Source organism: Pseudomonas japonica (genome assembly GCF_013522925.1).
GTDB lineage: Bacteria > Pseudomonadota > Gammaproteobacteria > Pseudomonadales > Pseudomonadaceae > Aquipseudomonas > Aquipseudomonas japonica_A.
Map to the genome: position 1 here is coordinate 56846 of NZ_JAAMQU010000003.1, position 16098 is coordinate 72943.

The 16098-nt window shown below is 64.5% G+C and carries 19 protein-coding genes; 4 read left to right on the forward strand and 15 right to left on the reverse strand.

Going from position 1 to position 16098, the window contains the following annotated elements; translation table 11 throughout:
* Positions 1 to 4: 4 nt before the first annotated feature.
* Together G7016_RS05400 and G7016_RS05405 are read right to left on the reverse strand one after the other, a co-directional pair.
* Complete coding sequence (locus tag G7016_RS05400; RefSeq protein WP_181111821.1) at positions 5 to 661, reverse strand: cytochrome c3 family protein; 657 nt, start codon at positions 659 to 661, stop codon at positions 5 to 7.
* Between the two features lie 12 nt (positions 662 to 673).
* Positions 674 to 1672, reverse strand: coding sequence for a COX15/CtaA family protein (locus G7016_RS05405; RefSeq protein WP_181111822.1), 999 nt, complete (start codon positions 1670 to 1672; stop codon positions 674 to 676).
* Between the two features lie 142 nt (positions 1673 to 1814).
* On the opposite strand from G7016_RS05405, the gene G7016_RS05410 reads away from it, so the two are divergent.
* On the forward strand, positions 1815 to 1982 hold the full coding sequence (locus tag G7016_RS05410; protein WP_181111823.1) for a hypothetical protein: 168 nt from the start codon (positions 1815 to 1817) through the stop codon (positions 1980 to 1982).
* 133 nt (positions 1983 to 2115) lie between these two features.
* On the opposite strand, the gene G7016_RS05415 is transcribed toward G7016_RS05410, so the two are convergent.
* Positions 2116 to 2400 carry a hypothetical protein gene (locus tag G7016_RS05415; RefSeq protein ID WP_181111824.1) on the reverse strand — a complete coding sequence of 95 codons (285 nt, stop codon included), beginning with the start codon at positions 2398 to 2400 and terminating at the stop codon, positions 2116 to 2118.
* Between the two features lie 202 nt (positions 2401 to 2602).
* Between G7016_RS05415 and G7016_RS05420 the strand changes: the two genes are divergently transcribed.
* Positions 2603 to 3748, forward strand: a complete 1146-nt coding sequence (locus tag G7016_RS05420) for a zinc-dependent alcohol dehydrogenase (RefSeq protein WP_181111825.1) — start codon at positions 2603 to 2605, stop codon at positions 3746 to 3748.
* Here G7016_RS05420 and ftrA read toward each other — a convergent pair.
* On the reverse strand, positions 3720 to 4721 hold the full coding sequence (gene ftrA / locus G7016_RS05425) for a transcriptional regulator FtrA (RefSeq protein ID WP_181111826.1): 1002 nt from the start codon (positions 4719 to 4721) through the stop codon (positions 3720 to 3722). The genes G7016_RS05420 and ftrA overlap by 29 nt on opposite strands.
* Positions 4722 to 4814: 93 nt before the next feature.
* Here ftrA and G7016_RS05430 point away from each other — a divergent pair, with 93 nt between their 5' ends.
* On the forward strand, positions 4815 to 5252 hold the full coding sequence (locus G7016_RS05430; protein WP_181111827.1) for a rhodanese-like domain-containing protein: 438 nt from the start codon (positions 4815 to 4817) through the stop codon (positions 5250 to 5252).
* Positions 5253 to 5264: 12 nt separating this feature from the next.
* On the opposite strand, the gene G7016_RS05435 is transcribed toward G7016_RS05430, so the two are convergent.
* The 9 genes from G7016_RS05435 to galB form a co-directional block, all read right to left on the reverse strand.
* On the reverse strand, positions 5265 to 6374 hold the full coding sequence (locus G7016_RS05435; protein ID WP_181111828.1) for an L-dopachrome tautomerase-related protein: 1110 nt from the start codon (positions 6372 to 6374) through the stop codon (positions 5265 to 5267).
* 104 nt (positions 6375 to 6478) lie between these two features.
* Positions 6479 to 7222, reverse strand: a complete 744-nt coding sequence (locus G7016_RS05440; protein ID WP_181111829.1) for a GGDEF domain-containing protein — start codon at positions 7220 to 7222, stop codon at positions 6479 to 6481.
* Between the two features lie 82 nt (positions 7223 to 7304).
* A complete protein-coding gene (locus tag G7016_RS05445; RefSeq protein WP_181111830.1) occupies positions 7305 to 7739 on the reverse strand; it encodes a hypothetical protein in 435 nt (144 codons plus the stop codon).
* Positions 7740 to 7869: 130 nt separating this feature from the next.
* Complete coding sequence (locus tag G7016_RS05450) at positions 7870 to 8820, reverse strand: GlxA family transcriptional regulator (protein ID WP_181111831.1); 951 nt, start codon at positions 8818 to 8820, stop codon at positions 7870 to 7872.
* A 66-nt stretch (positions 8821 to 8886) separates the two neighbouring features.
* A complete protein-coding gene (locus G7016_RS05455) occupies positions 8887 to 9789 on the reverse strand; it encodes an NAD(P)-dependent oxidoreductase (protein ID WP_181111832.1) in 903 nt (300 codons plus the stop codon).
* Positions 9786 to 11087, reverse strand: coding sequence for a cation:dicarboxylate symporter family transporter (locus G7016_RS05460; protein WP_181111833.1), 1302 nt, complete (start codon positions 11085 to 11087; stop codon positions 9786 to 9788). Before G7016_RS05460 ends, G7016_RS05455 begins: the two co-directional genes overlap by 4 nt.
* 67 nt (positions 11088 to 11154) lie before the next feature.
* A complete protein-coding gene (locus tag G7016_RS05465) occupies positions 11155 to 12228 on the reverse strand; it encodes a 4-oxalomesaconate tautomerase (protein ID WP_181111834.1) in 1074 nt (357 codons plus the stop codon).
* Between the two features lie 3 nt (positions 12229 to 12231).
* Entirely contained in the window at positions 12232 to 12948 is a 717-nt protein-coding gene (locus G7016_RS05470; RefSeq protein WP_181111835.1) for a 4-carboxy-4-hydroxy-2-oxoadipate aldolase/oxaloacetate decarboxylase, read from the reverse strand.
* Positions 12945 to 13685, reverse strand: a complete 741-nt coding sequence (gene galB, locus G7016_RS05475; RefSeq protein WP_181111836.1) for a 4-oxalmesaconate hydratase — start codon at positions 13683 to 13685, stop codon at positions 12945 to 12947. Before galB ends, G7016_RS05470 begins: the two co-directional genes overlap by 4 nt.
* Positions 13686 to 13815: 130 nt before the next feature.
* Between galB and G7016_RS05480 the strand changes: the two genes are divergently transcribed.
* Positions 13816 to 14997, forward strand: a complete 1182-nt coding sequence (locus tag G7016_RS05480) for a LysR substrate-binding domain-containing protein (protein WP_181111837.1) — start codon at positions 13816 to 13818, stop codon at positions 14995 to 14997.
* Between the two features lie 46 nt (positions 14998 to 15043).
* On the opposite strand, the gene G7016_RS05485 is transcribed toward G7016_RS05480, so the two are convergent.
* Both G7016_RS05485 and G7016_RS05490 read right to left on the reverse strand, forming a co-directional pair.
* Positions 15044 to 15355, reverse strand: a complete 312-nt coding sequence (locus tag G7016_RS05485) for a hypothetical protein (protein ID WP_181111838.1) — start codon at positions 15353 to 15355, stop codon at positions 15044 to 15046.
* A gap of 14 nt (positions 15356 to 15369) precedes the next feature.
* Entirely contained in the window at positions 15370 to 16008 is a 639-nt protein-coding gene (locus G7016_RS05490) for a nuclease-related domain-containing protein (RefSeq protein ID WP_308812136.1), read from the reverse strand.
* Positions 16009 to 16098: the final 90 nt, after the last annotated feature.

Genomic DNA, 16098 nt, shown 5'->3' on the forward strand with positions numbered 1-16098 from the left:
GGCTTCACCTATGGCAAACGCTGCAAGAGGTCAGGTCGCGGGTATCGATGTGATACTCGCGCAGCAGGCGCTGGCCCAGTTCGCGACGGTCTTCGCGGGTTTGCCAGTCCATCTGGGTGACCGCCTCGCGGGGGCGCAAACGTGGCGCCGGGTCCCGGTGGCAGTCCACGCACCATTGCATCTGGAACGGCTCGGCCCTGCGCATCAGCGGCATGGTGTCCACCCGGCCGTGGCATTCCACGCAGCCCACGCCCGCAGTCACATGCACGTCGTGATGGAAGTACACGTAATCGGGCAACTGCGCCACGCGGTTCCAGTGCAGCGGCTGATTGCGGGTGAGGCTCTGGCGCAGCGGCTCCAGCAGGTCGGCGTTGGTCCACACCTGAGAATGGCAGGTCATGCAGGTTTCGGTGGGCGGCAGCGTCGCCTGCGCGCTGGTGGCCACGCTGGTATGGCAATACTGGCAATCGAGCTTGAGGCCGCCTACGTGATGCTGGTGTGAGAAGGGCACCGGCTGGTCGATGGTCCACCCGCGCAGCGTGGCGTAATCCGAGCGTGCCAGCAGCGTGGCACACAGAAATACCGTTGCCAGCCCACCGAACAGTCCGAGCAGCCCAAGGCGAAGCCACAGGTCCGCGCCGCGCGAGAATATCTGTCCCATGGGCGCCGCCGGTCACGGTGCGTCGCGCAGCAGCGAAGGCCGCGGCAGCCAGCGCGCGGGCGCTTCGCCTCGGTCGGCTGCCTGCGCGGCAAGGTTGAGGCGGTGGTTCACTTCCACCAAGAGCAGCGCCAGCACAGCGGCGCCTCCGGTATGCGCCAGGGTCAAGGCAATAGGGGTGGCAAGCAGGGCGCTGAGCAGGCCGAGCACGGCCTGGCCCAGGCCAGCGAGCACTATCGCCACTGCCGGGCGGCGCAGGCCGCGGCGATACAAGCCCCAGGCAAGCGCGGCCAGGATCACCAGCAACGCCACCGCGCCGAGGCGGTGCAGCATGTGCAGCCCAGCGCGCTCGTTCAGGCCAAGGTTACCGGCAAGGTAGCTTGGCCCCACGGGTTGGCCCAGCTGCAGGGCATTGGAAAAGTCCAGTGCGGCCCAGGCCACCGCGCCACACCCCGGCATCGAGGGGCAGATAGCGCCGGCGTGATTGGTGCTTACCCAGCCGCCCAGAGCAATTTGAACGCCTACGGCCAACAGCCCCAGCCATGCGAGGTGGCGCAAGCGGGGCGGGCTGCCTGTTGGGCGTGCATTGGCTTGCAGCCGGCGAAAATGAAGGTAGGCAAGGCAAAGCGTAGTGACGCCGCCCAACAAGTGAAGGGTCACGACCTGCGGCCATACCTTGAGGGTGACTGTCCACATCCCCAGCATCGCCTGGAACGTGACCACCGCCAGCAGTATCAAAGCGGCGGGCTCACGCCAGCCGTAGCGGCGCCAGCTGAGCCAGGCCTGGAGGGTGACCAGCACCATCAAGCTCCCCGCAACGTAACGGTGGACCATTTCAGTCCAGGCCTGTACGGCTCCGGGCGCCCCATCTGGTACGCCAATTTCGCCATAACACCCCGGCCAATCCGGGCAGCCCAGGCCAGCACCGGTCACCCGGGTATAGGCGCCCAGCAGCACCACCAGCAAGGCCAGGAGGGTGATACCCAATGCGAGCGACGGCTGGAGGCGGGGCATTGTATTACCTCATGTTTCGGGCGGTAGTACTCCTAGACCGCAGCGAAACGGGTAATGCTCCATCGAAGATTGAACGTGGGCAGGGGGCAACGGTCTCCCGAAAACAGGCTTTTCATACCAAGCCATATTGGAGCGCGCCGCCATGCCGGACCCACTGCAACCCTCTGCTGACCCCGCTGCGGTACCGGGTAACCCTGACCCCGTGACGCCTGCGCAAGCGCCAGTGCCAAGCGGGCCTCCCGACAGCGACAAGCGCCCGGAAGACTGGGTAGATCCGGTGGCCGATCCGAATGTGCTGCCTCATCGCTGAGGCTGCGTATTCGGAGCGTATGGGCGGCACAGCCTTACAGCTGGCCGCCTCGCCCCGGGCGGCCTGATTGCAAGCTTAGGCCATTTGCCAGATATCGCTACGAACGCGTTCGAGAGCCCGGGCAGGGCTCAGGTCACTCGGCCTTTTTCTTGGTGCGATCGGTTTCGTACTGGTTGTCGTACATTTTCTCCGATTTCCCGGATTTCTGATCTTCCGGGCGTTGCTTCACGGGGCCCATGTCCAGGATGCCACCGCCTTTGCCCTTCACGTCCGCAGGGGTTTCGGCCGCGCCAGAGCGGATCTCGGTATGCACGCCGGTGTCTTTCTTTTCCTTTGCAGTGTCTTCGGCGTATGCACTTGCGGTTGCCAGCGACGTGGCCAGAACCAGGCCAGCCATGGCAGTTTTATAAATATTCATCAACTTCTCCTTCAGGGTTGGCAGGCGAGCCGCTCTACAGGCCTCGCCAGGCTCACTTCAACCGACCGGTGAACGCGCCCTCGCGTTCCCTGTTTGTGAACCGACCATCGGTCTGCGGTGTGCGGTTTTTTTCAAACTCCGCGGGCGCGCTTCGCCTCTACCGAAACGTGTTTTCGATCATCCGCTTCGAAGGAGGTGACTCATGAAAGCAGTCGTATTTCACGGCCAGGGCGACATCCGTGTGGACGATGTCCCGGACCCGCAATTGCAAGCACCCACAGACGCCATCGTGCGCCTCACCGCATCGGCCATCTGCGGCACTGATCTGCATTTTATTCGCGGCAGTTTTCCCGACATGCAGCCGGGCACCATTCTTGGCCATGAAGGCGTCGGGATTGTGGAAGCGCTGGGTGACGACGTGCGAAACCTCAAGGTCGGGGACCGTGTGGTGATTCCGTCCACCATCGCGTGCGGTAACTGTTCCTACTGCCGGGCGGGGTATTTCGCTCAATGCGATGTGGCCAATCCCAACGGCAAGTCGGCAGGCACGTCATTCTTCGGCGGGCCCAAGGCCACGGGGCCATTCCATGGGTTGCAGGCCGAGAAAGCACGCATCCCTTACGCCAACATCGGCTTGATCAAACTCCCCGATGCCATCAGTGACGACCAGGCCATTGCTCTGTCGGATATTTTCCCTACCGCCTGGTTCGGCGCAGAGATGGCCGAGATCAAGGACGGCGACAGCGTGGCGGTGTTTGGCTGCGGGCCGGTGGGCCTGTTTGCCATCGTGAGCGCGAAGCTCATGGGGGCCGGGCGGGTGTTCGCCATCGACGGCTTGCCCGACCGCCTGGAGCGCGCCCGCGAACTGGGCGCTGAGATTATCGACTTCGAGAAAGAGAACCCCGTCGAGACTTTGCAGCGGCTCACGTCAGGCATAGGCGTAGACCGTGCCATCGACGCCGTGGGCATCGACGCGAACCATTCACACGGCGACCACAGCCATACCCACGCCCAATGGCAACCGGGCGATGCGCCCGCGCAAGCACTGCAATGGGCCATCGAAGGGCTGGCGAAAGCCGGCACGCTGTCGATCATCGGCGTGTACCCGCCAGGGTTCGATACCTTCCCCATCGGGGCGGCCATGAACAAGAACCTTACCCTCAACATGGGTAATTGCCATCACCGCAAATACATTCCCAAGCTGATCGAACTGACCCTGGCTGGCCGCGTGGACCCCGCCAAGGTGCTCAGCCAGGCCGAGCCCTTGACCGACGCCGTGGGCGCCTTCGAGGCATTCGATCGCCACGATACTGGCTGGATCAAGGTAAAGCTTCAGCCCCAGGCGTAGGTATCGAGGGCCCCCGTGCCTTGCCGAACCGCTCTCGGTAGGCCGAGGGGGCCAGGCCGCTGTGCTTGCGGAACGCCAGGCGCAAGCTCTCGATGGAGCCGAACCCGCAGCGCTCGGCCAGCCGCTCCAGCGGCAGCGTGGTCCCTTCCAGTAGTTCTCGCGCCAGCGCCAGCCGTGACTGCTGCAGCCAAGCCTTGGGCGTCAGGCCAGTGGTTTCGGTGAAACGCCGCAAGAAGGTGCGTTCGCTCATCAGCGCACGATCGGCCATGGCCGCCACGCTGAGGGGTTTATGCAGTTGCTGCCGGGCCCAGTCCAGTACCTGGGCAAGGTCGTTGCGGCTGTTGCGCGCCACTGGCGCCGGAATGAACTGCAACTGGCCGCCGGCCCGCTGCGGGGCCATCACCAGCCGACGCGCCACGCTGTTGGCCACCGCCGTGCCAAAGTCCCGGGCTACCAAGTGAAGGCAGGCATCGATGCCGGCGGCACTGCCTGCCGAGGTGATGATCTGCCCGGCGTCCACGTACAACACGTCCGGGTCCACTTCGATGGCGGGGTAACGCTCGGCCAGCTCGTCGGTATAGCGCCAGTGAGTAGTGGCCCGCTGGCCGTCGAGCAGCCCAGCGGCCGCCAATACAAATACCCCGGAGCAAATGGACACCAGCCGGGCTCCCCGCGCATGGGCGGCTTGAATGGCATGGAGCAAGGCCGCTGGCGGGCGCTCGTCGCGGCTGCGCCAGCCCGGAATCACCACGGTATTCGCCTGGGCCAGTGCGTCCAGGCCCACGTCTGCGATGACCTGGATACCTCCCATCGCGCGCATTGGTCCGCTGTCAGCGGCCACGATGCGATGGCTGTACCAGGGGAAATCGAATTCCGGGCGCGCCAGGCCAAAGATCTCGACAGCGATGCCAAATTCGAACGTGCAAAGGCCGTCATAAGCCAGGATTGCGACAAGGCCGGGGGAAGTGTTCATTGGCGGAAACTTACCGATGGATGTCGAAGCCGCCACTGTAGCCGGAGTGCCGATGGAAATACAGTAGGCGCCTCAGAACCCTGGAGACACACCATGCCAAGCCTCGTCAGCCACACGCCCGCCGCGTTGCCCTCCGTTGCGTTGATGCATTTCAGTAACCGCCTGGCGTACGAAACCGATTGCTCGGACGTGTACGCCAGCCAGCAAGCCGGGGAGGTGGACTACGTGCTGGTGGACGTGCGCAGCACCGACCTTTTTGCCGCCGGCCATATTGCGGGTGCGATCAACCTGCCGCATCGCACGCTTACCCGCGAACGCCTGGCGGAGTACCCCGCGGGTACGCTCTTCGTCGTGTACTGCGCTGGCCCTCACTGCAACGGCGTACATCGGGCTGCGGTGCGCCTGGCTGCACTGGGCTTCGCGGTCAAGGAAATGCTCGGCGGGATCACCGGCTGGCTGGATGAAGGCTTTGCCTTGAGCACGCCAGCCGGCGTAGCGGCCAACCCGACATTGGCCTGTGGGTGTGCCTGAAGCAGCGGTCGGTCAGTCCTTGGCGGTGATCTTGTACAGCGTGGTTTCCAGGGCAGGGCCCTGTTTCGGGTTGTAGAAGCTCATGTCGGGTATCCGAGAATCGGTCACGTATACAGTGCCGTCCGGGCCCTGGGTGAAGGTATCCGGCCAGCGCATGTCCTTGTCCTGGAGCAATACCTTCACCTCACTGCCCTGGCGAACCTTGATCGAGTGATCCTCGACGGAGCTGATATAAAGCCGGCCCTCGGCATCGAGCAACAATCCGTCGGCCGGGCCGTTCTCGCCCACGGTGTGCACCTTGCCGGAAAGCTCGGCAAGGTTGGCGCTACGCAGGGCGGCGGTGTCGATGCTGTAAAGCGTGTTGCCTTTCACGGCCTGCCAATAGAGCGTACCGCCGTCGGCCGACAGGGCGATGCCGTCCGCCGAGAACTGCACGCCGCGGCCGTCCGGGCGCTGCAACGGCTTGCCGTCCACCTTGACCATCACGCCTTTCTCGAACTGGGTGCTGGGGGCGCCATCGAGCGCGCGCCGCGCCTTGCCGGTTTCAAGGTCCAGCACAACGATTGCGCCGCTGGTGCCGGAGTCGGTGATATAGGCGAACTTGCCATCCGGGCTCAGGCGCACGTCGTTGAGATAGCTGCCCTGAGGCGCGATATCCGGGCCGAAAGGGTACACCTTGGCCACGCGGTTGCTGGCCAGGTCGATCTGCACCAGCTTGGGCGCGCCCGGCACCACCTGGGCCTGGGCCGGCGCCCCGGCGTCGATCACCCACAGGCTGCCACGCTTGTCGGCCACCACCGATTGCACGCACACCCAGTGGTCGCCTGGCGTCATGCTGTCCTGTCGCGCGTTGCGCCAGGCATTCCAGCTGGCATCGGGGAAGGGCTTGAGACCGCCATTGGGCAGCAGTTCGGCCACTGACGTTTCGGTGTCTTCGGTCCAGCGCGGGAAGTTCACAAACATCCGCCCGCTTTCACTGGCCGTGACGCCTGTTACCTGATGATCGAACTCGGCGACTTTTTCCAGTTTATAGGTGGGGGCGGCAATCGCGGCCTGGCCCAGGGTGAGGCTACTGACCAGTGCTGCGGCGGCGCAAAGGGCGAAACGGTTAATTCGGGCCATGGGTAACTCCTGTGGGCGGTCACTGGGTTGAGCCAGCCGCGCCGGTTGGAGTTCCTTTTTTATGCCCGGCGCTGATGGCCTCGCACCCTATGGGAGGTACCCGTTCATTGCGCCCAACAGAAGCACCGCTTGCCTTGGCTTTTCGCGGCGTACATGGCGCGGTCGGCGGCATTGATCAGGCTGCGGCGGTCATCGCCATGGTCAGGGAACACCGCCATGCCGATACTCACCCCTACCAGGCTGTCGGGATGGTCTTCCAGCAGCGGGCCCACGGCGAGGTCGATCAGCCGCTGCGCCAGTACCTCTACACCGGGGCCGCTACCGTAGGCCAACAGCGCAAATTCATCCCCACCCAGCCTGGCCAAGGCTTCGTCATCGCGTACGGTGTCCTGCCAGCGCTCGGCGAGGCTATGCAACAGCCGGTCGCCCGTGGCATGGCCATGGCGATCGTTGATCGCCTTGAAGCCATCAAGGTCAAGGTACAAGAGGGTCACGGACCGCTGCTCCCGCCGAGCATGGGCCAAGGTCAGGTCCAGGTGGAGGTTGAAGCCGCGTCGGTTGATCAGGCCCGTGAGCGGGTCGTGCTCGGCTTCGAAGGCATACTGGTTGAGAAGGTTCGAGCGTTGTAGCAGCGCGCGGCGCAGGGTGAGAAACAGGTACACCCAACCCAGCAGCAACAGCACGCAAAGGGTGGCGCCGCCGTGCAACCAGAACCGCGCCGACGGGCCCAAGGCTTCCGCTCGTGCCCAGCCATAGGCCACTGCGATGCTCATGCCGGCCCAGTTGAGTGCCGAGAAGCCCAACAGGGCAAAAAATTTGCGACGCACGGGATTGCGAATGGCGGGCAACGGGCTACCTCCCGTGCGCATGCACGGCCTGGGCAATTGGCCCAGACGATAGCATATGGATCGGCCGTGCGCGGCCGCGCCCTCAGTGCCTGGCGGTCGCGGTTGAGCGTTGGCGCTGCGATGGAGCGCTGGACGAATCACCGACCTGGCGCCGCCAACCAAGGGCGTTGGGCAGCGTGAACGGCCCTGCGCCCGTAAAGGCGAGCACGGCGAACAGCACCGCCAGGGTAGTGACGCTGAGGTGTGCTTCGCCGCAGGCCAGCAGTGTACCCAGCCACCCGACCACGGCCGCGGCAGCCCATCGTGGCCACAGGCCCAGCGCTACCAGGCAGGGGCACAGGGCGCTCGTGAACAGCCCCAGGCTCAGGGCCAGCGCGTTGCTTAGCGCCATGGGGGCCGAGCTTGTGTCCAGGAACTCGTACCAGCCACTCATTGCCGGCCAGCCATACATCAATAACAAAAGGCAGGCGCCGCTTGCGCGAGTGGCAAGCAGCGCCCAGGCGACAGACGCCGACATGATGGTCCTCCGAAGGAGCGCGGTCGTTCCGTTCGGGTAATGGTGGCAGCTGCCGCGCGGGCCGTTATCGGCAAGAGGGACGTAAAACGGCCAACCGGGGGCCCAATACGGCCATTGGGCCCCGCGGCCGCTAAGTGAACTGCCGCCGATACTGGTCCGGGGTAAGCCCCAGCCGCTCGCTGAAGGACAGCCGCATATGGCGCGTGCTGCCGAAGCCGCTGCGAAAAGCCACGGTCTTGAGCGGCAGGTCGCTGCTCTCGAGCAGCTGGCGGGCACGGTCTACCCGGGCCCGCTGCACGAAGTCCATGGGGGTAGTATTGGCCTCCCGGCTGAACAGCCGGGCGAAATGGCGCGGGCTCAGAGCGGCCAGGCCCGCCAAACGTTCGACGGAGAATGGCTCCTCGAGGTGCTCGAGCACGTAGTTCTGCACTCGGGCGATGGGTGAATCCTCCTTGGCCAGCGCAGCCACCAGTGGGCTGAACTGCGCCTGCCCGCCCTGGCGCTGCATGACGACCAGCAGCACCTTGGCCACATCCAGCGCGATCTGCCGGCCGTGGTCTTCGCTCACCACCGAAAGCGCCAGGTCGATACCCGCCGTAACGCCGCCCGAGGTCAGCAACTCGTCATCCTTCACGAAAATCTTGTCGGTTTCGATATCGGCCCGGGGGAAACGCTGCTTCAGGCGGCTGATGTAGTGCCAGTGCGTGGTGACGTGGCGGTGGTCGAGCAGGCCAGCCTCGCCCAGCACAAACGCGCCGGTGCAGATCGACCCATGGCGCCGTGACGCTCGGGCAGCTTCGCGCAACCAGGGTACGGCGGTTTCATGCCGGTCGTTATAGGCACCCGGCCCACCGGGCACCAGCAGCAGGTCCCAGGCGGTAGGCGCGTCGCTCAGAGGCAGGTCGGCCTGCAAGGTAATGCCGTTGGAGGCACGCACCGAAGTGCCAGTGGTGCCAAGGGTAGAAATGCGATAGCGCTGGTCCTCACCCAGGTAGCGGTTTGCTATGGAAAACACTTCCACCGGCCCGGCCATGTCCAGCATGAGCATGTCTGGATACAGCACGATAGCGATGTCTTTCATGTTTCCCCCGGATGCGTCAGGTCGGCGCAGGCGGGGGAACTATAGCAAGCTTGACGGTACGAGGCGCTACCCGCGGTGCGCGAGCGTGTCAGCAAGGCGGGTCCAGTCGAAGGGCTCCAGCGCCGCATAGTTGAGGCCTTGCGCCGCCATGGCGTCCACCAGCCCACGCTGCGCCAGCACGGTCGCCTGGCTCATGTGCGGAGTAATGCCCACGTCGGCAGCGGTCTTGGCCACTTCTTCCATTTCCTCGGCGCGGCGGCGGCCATGTTCGGCGATCCGGCTGATCAGGTAGTGGGGCTGCTGGTCGTTCCAGCCCATCTGCGGAAAGCTCTGGTGCAGCGAGCGCAGTACTTCTTCTTCGGCGCCGTAGCGGCGCGCGGTGGCCATGGATTCGGCGGTAAGGGCTTCCAGGCCCTTGATCATGATGCTGCGGCACATCTTGATCGCCGAAGCTACCCCGATCTCCTCGCTCACCGCGCGCACGTTGAAGCCCAGCTGCGTCAGCTCCGGCACCAATGCCGCCGCTTGAGCGCCGCCGAGCAGGATCGGCGTTTTCAGCCGTTTCGGCGGCACCGGTGCCATCACCGCGGCGTCGATATAGCCGGCACCTGTGGCTTCAATCAACTCGCGCGCGGCGCGCTTGGTATTGGGCGCCACCGAGTTGATGTCGATAAACAACTGGGCTGAGTCCAACACCGGTGCCACTGCGCGGGCGACGTCCAGCGCAGAGCCTGCGGTCACCGCTGAAATCACCCAGGTAGCCCCTTCAACGGCCTCGGCCGCGCTTTCGGCCAGGCGCACGCCAGCGCCGGCGGCACGGGCTTCGAGCAGCGAACGGGTGGACGGCTCCAGCACCAGACGGTCGTAGGTGCTGACCGCCACGCCCTGGGCGGCCAGGTCGGTGCCCAGGATACCGCCGGCTTCGCCGAAGCCGATCAACGCAATACGGGGCAGGGTAGCAGTGCTCATTTCAATTCCTCTTGCAGGGGCATTGGGGCTTCGGCGGGGCTTTGCAGTTGGGGCGCGCCGGCGTCACGGGCGCAGGCTTCGAAGCGGTCGCGATCGAACAGGCCTTCCCAGCGGCTGATCACGAACACCGCCACGCTGTTGCCGATCACGTTCACGGTGGAAGTGGCAATGGCAAGCACCCGGTCGATGCCAAACAGCAGGCCAATGGCGCCGTCGGGTAGCAGCTTCACCGATTGCAGCGTGGCGGCGAGCTTGATCACGGCGCCACCGGCGGCGCCGGCACCGCCCTTGCTGGTGAGCAGCATCACCCCCAGCAGGCTCAGCTGTTGGCCGATGGACAGTGGGGTGTCGGTCGCCTGGGCCAGGAAGCCCAACCCGCAGGCCATATAAATGCAGGCACCGTCGATATTGAAGCTGTAACCGGCTGGCAACACAAAGCCAACCACGGCCTCGTCGCAGCCGGCTTTCTCCAGCTTGGTCACCAGGCGCGGGAAGGCGGCTTCGCTGGACGCGGTGCCCATGGCGATGATCGCTTCTTCCTTGATGATCTTGAGGATCTTGAACAGCGACAACCCGGCCAGTGCCGCCACGCTGCCCAGGATCAGGAAGATAAAGATGAGCACGCTGGCGTAGTAGGTGAGGATGTAGCGCAACAGATACAGCAGGGTGGAGTGACCGTAGCTGCCAACCGCCGCCGCCATGGCGCCGAATGCGCCCAGGGGCGACAGCCGCATGATGTAGCTGAGCAGCTTGAACACGACGGTCTGGCCCTCGTCGAGCAGGCGCAGGCCGATCCAGTCCGGTTTGGCGCAGGCGGCCAGGGCAATGCCCACCAACACCGAGACGAACAGTGCCGGAAGGATCTGATCACCAGTGAACGCGGACACCAGGGTTTTTGGGATGATCGCGAGGAAGAAGTCCACGGTGTTGAACTGGCTGTCCGCCAGCTTGGGCACTGCGTGGGCCAGGTTGCCATCGAGGTTGGCGTGCAGCCCGGCGCCGGGTTGAACCAGGCTGACCACCACGAAGCCGACAATCATGGCCAGGGTGCTGACCACTTCGAAGTACACCAGGGTTTTTACCCCGATCCGCCCCAGCCGGCGGAAGTCGCCGATGTGGGCGATGCCGCGCACTACCGTGAAGAAGATGATCGGCCCCAGCAGCATCTTGAGCAGGGCGATAAACGCGGTGCCCAGCGGCTGCATTTTCACGGCCACGCTGGGCGCCAGTAACCCCAGCGCAATGGCCAGGACCATGGCGATCAATACCTGAATGTACAGCTTGCCAAGCATTTTCATTGAAGGACCTTCGCGTTTTGTTTTTGTGTTTCGCGGTGGGTACTGCATGTGATGCATTTGCACAGGTTTACAGCCACACCCCCCGGGGTATCTGCACCCTTCCGTCGAACAGCAGCCGTGCCGTGCGTAGCAAACCGCAGCCGGCGATCTGGCCGTTGTCCAGGTGCAGCTCTACCGTGAACTCGCCACCGGGGTGTTCCACCGACAGCAGCGGCCGATCACCCACTGGGACGAATGCAAGCTGCCGGGCGACGCCACCTTCGAGCAGGCAGGCCGACGCCACGCTTACGGCCGCGAATACCCCGATGGAGGCATGGCAGCGGTGAGGGATGAAACTGCGGGTATGGATGGCGCCGCCGTCACGCGGCTCCGCCACCAGGCACATCTTCGGCACGGTGCGCTGGCTGACATCGCCCAGGTTCATCAACGGTCCGGCCTGCAACCGTATGGCCTCGATGCGGCGCTTGAGGGCGTCGTTTGCGTCCAGTTCTGCGGGGGTTTCGTAACCGGTCACGCCCAGGTCGCTGGCGCGCATCACGATCACCGGCATGCCGTTATCAATGCAGGTCACCTCAATGCCATCGAAGGTGTCCACGGCATTGCCAGTAGGCAGCAAGCTGCCGCAGCTGGAGCCGGCAACGTCGGTGAATTCAACCAGCAGCGGCGCGGCGGTACCGGGTACGCCGTCGATGCGCGCGGCGCCTTCATAGCACACCTCGCCGCCCTGGGTAGGGACCTGAGCAATGGCGATCTGCCCAGTGTTGACCATGTGAATGCGCACCAGGGTCATGTCACCGGTAACCGCCACCAGCCCGCGCTCGATGGCGAAGGGGCCAACGCCGGCGAGAATATTGCCGCAGTTCTGGCCGTAGTCCACCCGGGGCTCGTTTACCACCACTTGGCCGAACAGGTAATCCACATCGGCATCGGCGCGCTCGGACGGGCCGATGATCGCCACCTTGCTGGTGAGCGAGTCGGCGCCGCCGATCCCGTCGATCTGACGCGGATCGGGAGAGCCCATCACCGCGAGCAATACCTGGTCCCTCAGGGCTGGGTCTTGCGGCAGGTCAGTGGCCAGGAAATACGCGCCCTTGGAGGTACCGCCGCGCATCATCAGGCAGGGAATGGCGCGTTGAGCCATGGCTCAGCCCTCCAGGTCTTCAAGACGGTCCACGTAGCGCAAGCCTTTTTCGGCCAGGCGTGGGCGCATGTTGTAGATGTCCAGGCCCAGCTCGCCGTCCGCCAGGCGCACGCGCTTTTGTTCTTCCACGTCGGCGCGCTTGCGCGTTGCCGCGAGTACCGGTTGCACTTCGGCGCGGCGCACTACTACAACGCCGTCATCGTCCGCGACGATGGCATCGCCGGGGTAGATCAACTGATCGCCGCATACCAGCGGGATGTTCACCGACCCGAGGGTTTCCTTCACCGTGCCTTGCGCGCTGATGGCGCGAGACCACACTGGGAAGCCCATCTCGCGAAGGGTGCGGGTGTCGCGCACGCCGGCATCGATCACCAGCGCGGCCACACCCCGGGCCTTGAGCGAGGTGGCCAGAAGGTCACCAAAGTAGCCATCGGCGCAGGGCGAGGAGGGTGCTACCACAAGGATGTCGCCGGGCTGGCACAGCTCCACGGCAACGTGGAACATCCAGTTGTCGCCTGGTGCTACCAGCACGGTCACGGCGCTGCCGGCGATGCCGAAATCCTGCTGGATGGGGCGGATGTCCCGGCGCAGCAAACCTTTGCGGCCTTGGGCTTCGTGCACGGTTGCCACACCCAGGGTGGCTAGCTCCTTGAGCGAAGCACCCTCGGCGCGCTCGATGTTGCGCACTACTACACCAGTTTTGCCGATCAGCGCGCTCATCCCAGGTTCTCCGTCACCCGTGGGAAGACGCTTTGGTAGCCTTCACCGTACTGGATGTTTTTGGTGGAGGTGATGCCCACGTTGCGCTTGGCCTGTACGCCGCGCTGCAGCGCCACGCGGGTGTAGTACTCCCACAGGTGTTCCTGGCCAGCCATGCACTGGATAGCGGCGTACTTCTGTTCCCACACCGAAGTGATGTCCAGCAGCACATCCGGGCACCAGCCGCATTGCTCGGGCTGGTGCGGCTCAAAGCTGTACACCGGCGGCGCGCCCACGATGGGCTGGCCCGGGTCGAAGCCTTCGGCCTGGGCGATGATGCGGGCTTCTTCCGCCAACGCCAGCGCACGGGGGTGATCGTAGTTGTACGGGTCCAGGCGTGAGTGGCTGAGCACAAATTCAGGCAGCACGCGGCGGTACACACGGGCGAGGCGCAGCAGGGCCTCGTTGTCGATGCGCAGGGGGTAGTCACCCAGGTCGAAGAACTCGACAGTGGCACCCAGGATGCTGGCCGCGGCTTCGGCTTCGCGCTGGCGCGATTCCTTCACCTTGGCTTCGGTCATGTCCGCGCCCTTGCGCCACAGCTTGGCCGATTCGCCGCGCTCGCCATAGGACAGGCACACGATATGAACGTCGTAGCCTTGCTGGGCGTGCAGGGCGATGGCGCCACCGGCCCGCCATACGAAGTCGGCGGAATGCGCGCTGACCACCAGCGCTGTTTTCTTGTTGGATTCAGACATGGACGGCTCCTCGTTCGATAAGGAAGGTTTGCATGTGGCGCCGCGCTGGCATAATGCGATGGCTTACAACGGGTATGCGTTTTAATTATCGAAGTTTATGAGGGTGGCTGCGGCTGGCCCGGGTGATCCGATGGACGTTCCAAACCTTATGCAAATCCGCGCGTTTGTGCGGGTGGCCGAGCTGGGAAGTATTTCCCGCGCGTGCGAAACGTTGTATCGGGCGCAGTCCGTGGTTACCCGGGCGGTAGCAGACCTGGAGCAGCGCCTGGGCGCCGTGCTGTTCGAGCGCCGCGCCAACGGCATGCTGCTCACCGAATACGGCAAACGGGTGATGCCACGAGCCAAGGCAGCGCTCAATGACCTGGCCTCGGTGCCGGCGATCCTCGGCGATACCACGGGTGCAGAGCCGCTGTACCTGCTCAATGCCCGCCGGCTCGAAGTGTTCGTGCGGCTGTGCGCCAGCCGCCACATGCAAACCGTGGCCAGCCATTTCGGGCTGACCCAGCCGGCGGTGAGCTCAGCGCTGAAGGTGCTGGAGAACGGCAGCGGCCAGGTGTTGTTCGAGCGCACCCCGCGCGGTTTGCTGCCCACGCGCATGGCCACTGACATACTGGTGCCCATTCGCCGGGCGCTGAACGAGTTGCGCCATATCGACGCCGACCTCGCCGCCTTGCAGGGCAACGTACAAGGTGTGGTGACCATCGGGGCGCTGCCGTTGTGCCGCACCCGTATCCTGCCCCAGGCCATCACCGCGCTGTTGCACGCCCACCCTCAGGTGCGCATCGCCACTCACGAAAGCCCGTTCGAATGGCTGGCCAGTGAATTGCGCGCCGGCGAGCTGGATTTCATCCTCGGCGCGCTGCGGCCCAGCGACTACGCCTCGGACCTTCACAGCGAGGCCTTGCTGAACGAGGAAATGGTGGTGCTGGCACAGCGCGGGCATCCTCTGTTGGATCAGGGCGTAAGCCCCGCCGACCTGGCTAATGCCCGCTGGGTGCTGCCCCGCGCGGCAACGCCGGCGCGGCAGTTGCTGGAAGGGTTTTTCGAAGCAATGGGGCTGGAGCCGCCTGTGCCGGTCGTGGAAACCGGAGACCTTGCGCTGATCCGTGGGTTGCTGATGAACTCGGACATGCTTACCGCGGTGTCTGCGCATCAGCTCGAATACGAGATCGCCGACGGTAGCCTGCAACGCCTGCCGCTGCAACTTCGCCATACCAGCCGGGCCATCGGCCTGATCCACCGCGCCAACGCGCTGCACTCGCCCGCAGCGCAGGCGTTGATGGAGGAAATACGGCAGGTGGTGAAGGGGTGAGCCCGGGCAGGGCCCTTCCCAAAGGTTCGGTCAGGTCACCCGGCGCTCACCAATCCCGGCTCCGGGTACCGTTCATGCATTCGCGCACGTCGTCGTCGATCAGGTTGCCTGGCTTGATGCAGGCTTGCATGGTTTGGCGGTTGCCGCGGTTAGCGACGGCATCCGCCTGTGCCTGGGTAGTGAGGTTGTGCTGCGCGCCTTTGCCTAACAGCCCACCCGAGCCGGCAAGAAACTGCAGGAGGGTGGTGTTAATACCTTTGCCAACCGGCTGCAGTGCTTCGGCGGCCTGAGTCGCTAACGGTTTTTCCTCGGCGTTGGCGCCAGCGCTCAAGGAAATTACCCACAAGACGGCAGCCACCCGCGCCACGCGCCTCATTTTCGGGCCCTCAAATGCGCCACATGTGCTCGGCTCGTCGCCCACGTGGCAGGCAGACGCTGGCGCCGCAGTTCCCGGCTCATCGCATCGACCTGCGCCTGGCTGAATACCGGCTCACGGAAGCTTTTGATGTAGGCGACAAACCCCCGCCCTCGTGTCACGTTCGCAGGCATGCCAGTTTTGAAGGTCGCCGCGCCGCTGAACACCACCACCGAATGCACATGCTGCGGGCCAATGCCTAGTGCCGCTTCCAGCGCTTTCACATGTTTGTAGTTCTGGCGCAGCGGGTTCTGGAAGCGCCACGTCTTGCGGTAGAGCTTCTGGGTCCACTGCGCCTGGCGCTCGCCGCCGAAGATCCAGCCGCGCATGTGTTTGGTTTCCAGCACAAATACACCATAAGGCGACACGAACACGTGGTCGATCTGGGTAGTGCCGTCCGGCGTGCGCAAGGTCACGTTATGCAGGCGTTGGTACAGGGTGTCGGGCAAGCCTCGGCGCGCCTGCGACCGCACCAGCAGCTCGCCTACATAGCCACGAGCCCAGGGTGTTTTAAGCAGGTTGCTCGCAACCAACGCTGCAACGCCCCAGGCGGCGGGCTTGAGCATGAGCAACAATGCAGGGGTAATCAGGACCACAGCGGCAGGTACCAGAAGAAACGGATCCGATTGATATCACATCGCCAGTTTTTCGGCAAATTCTGCAGCGCACGCGTCTGTTGCGCGCGT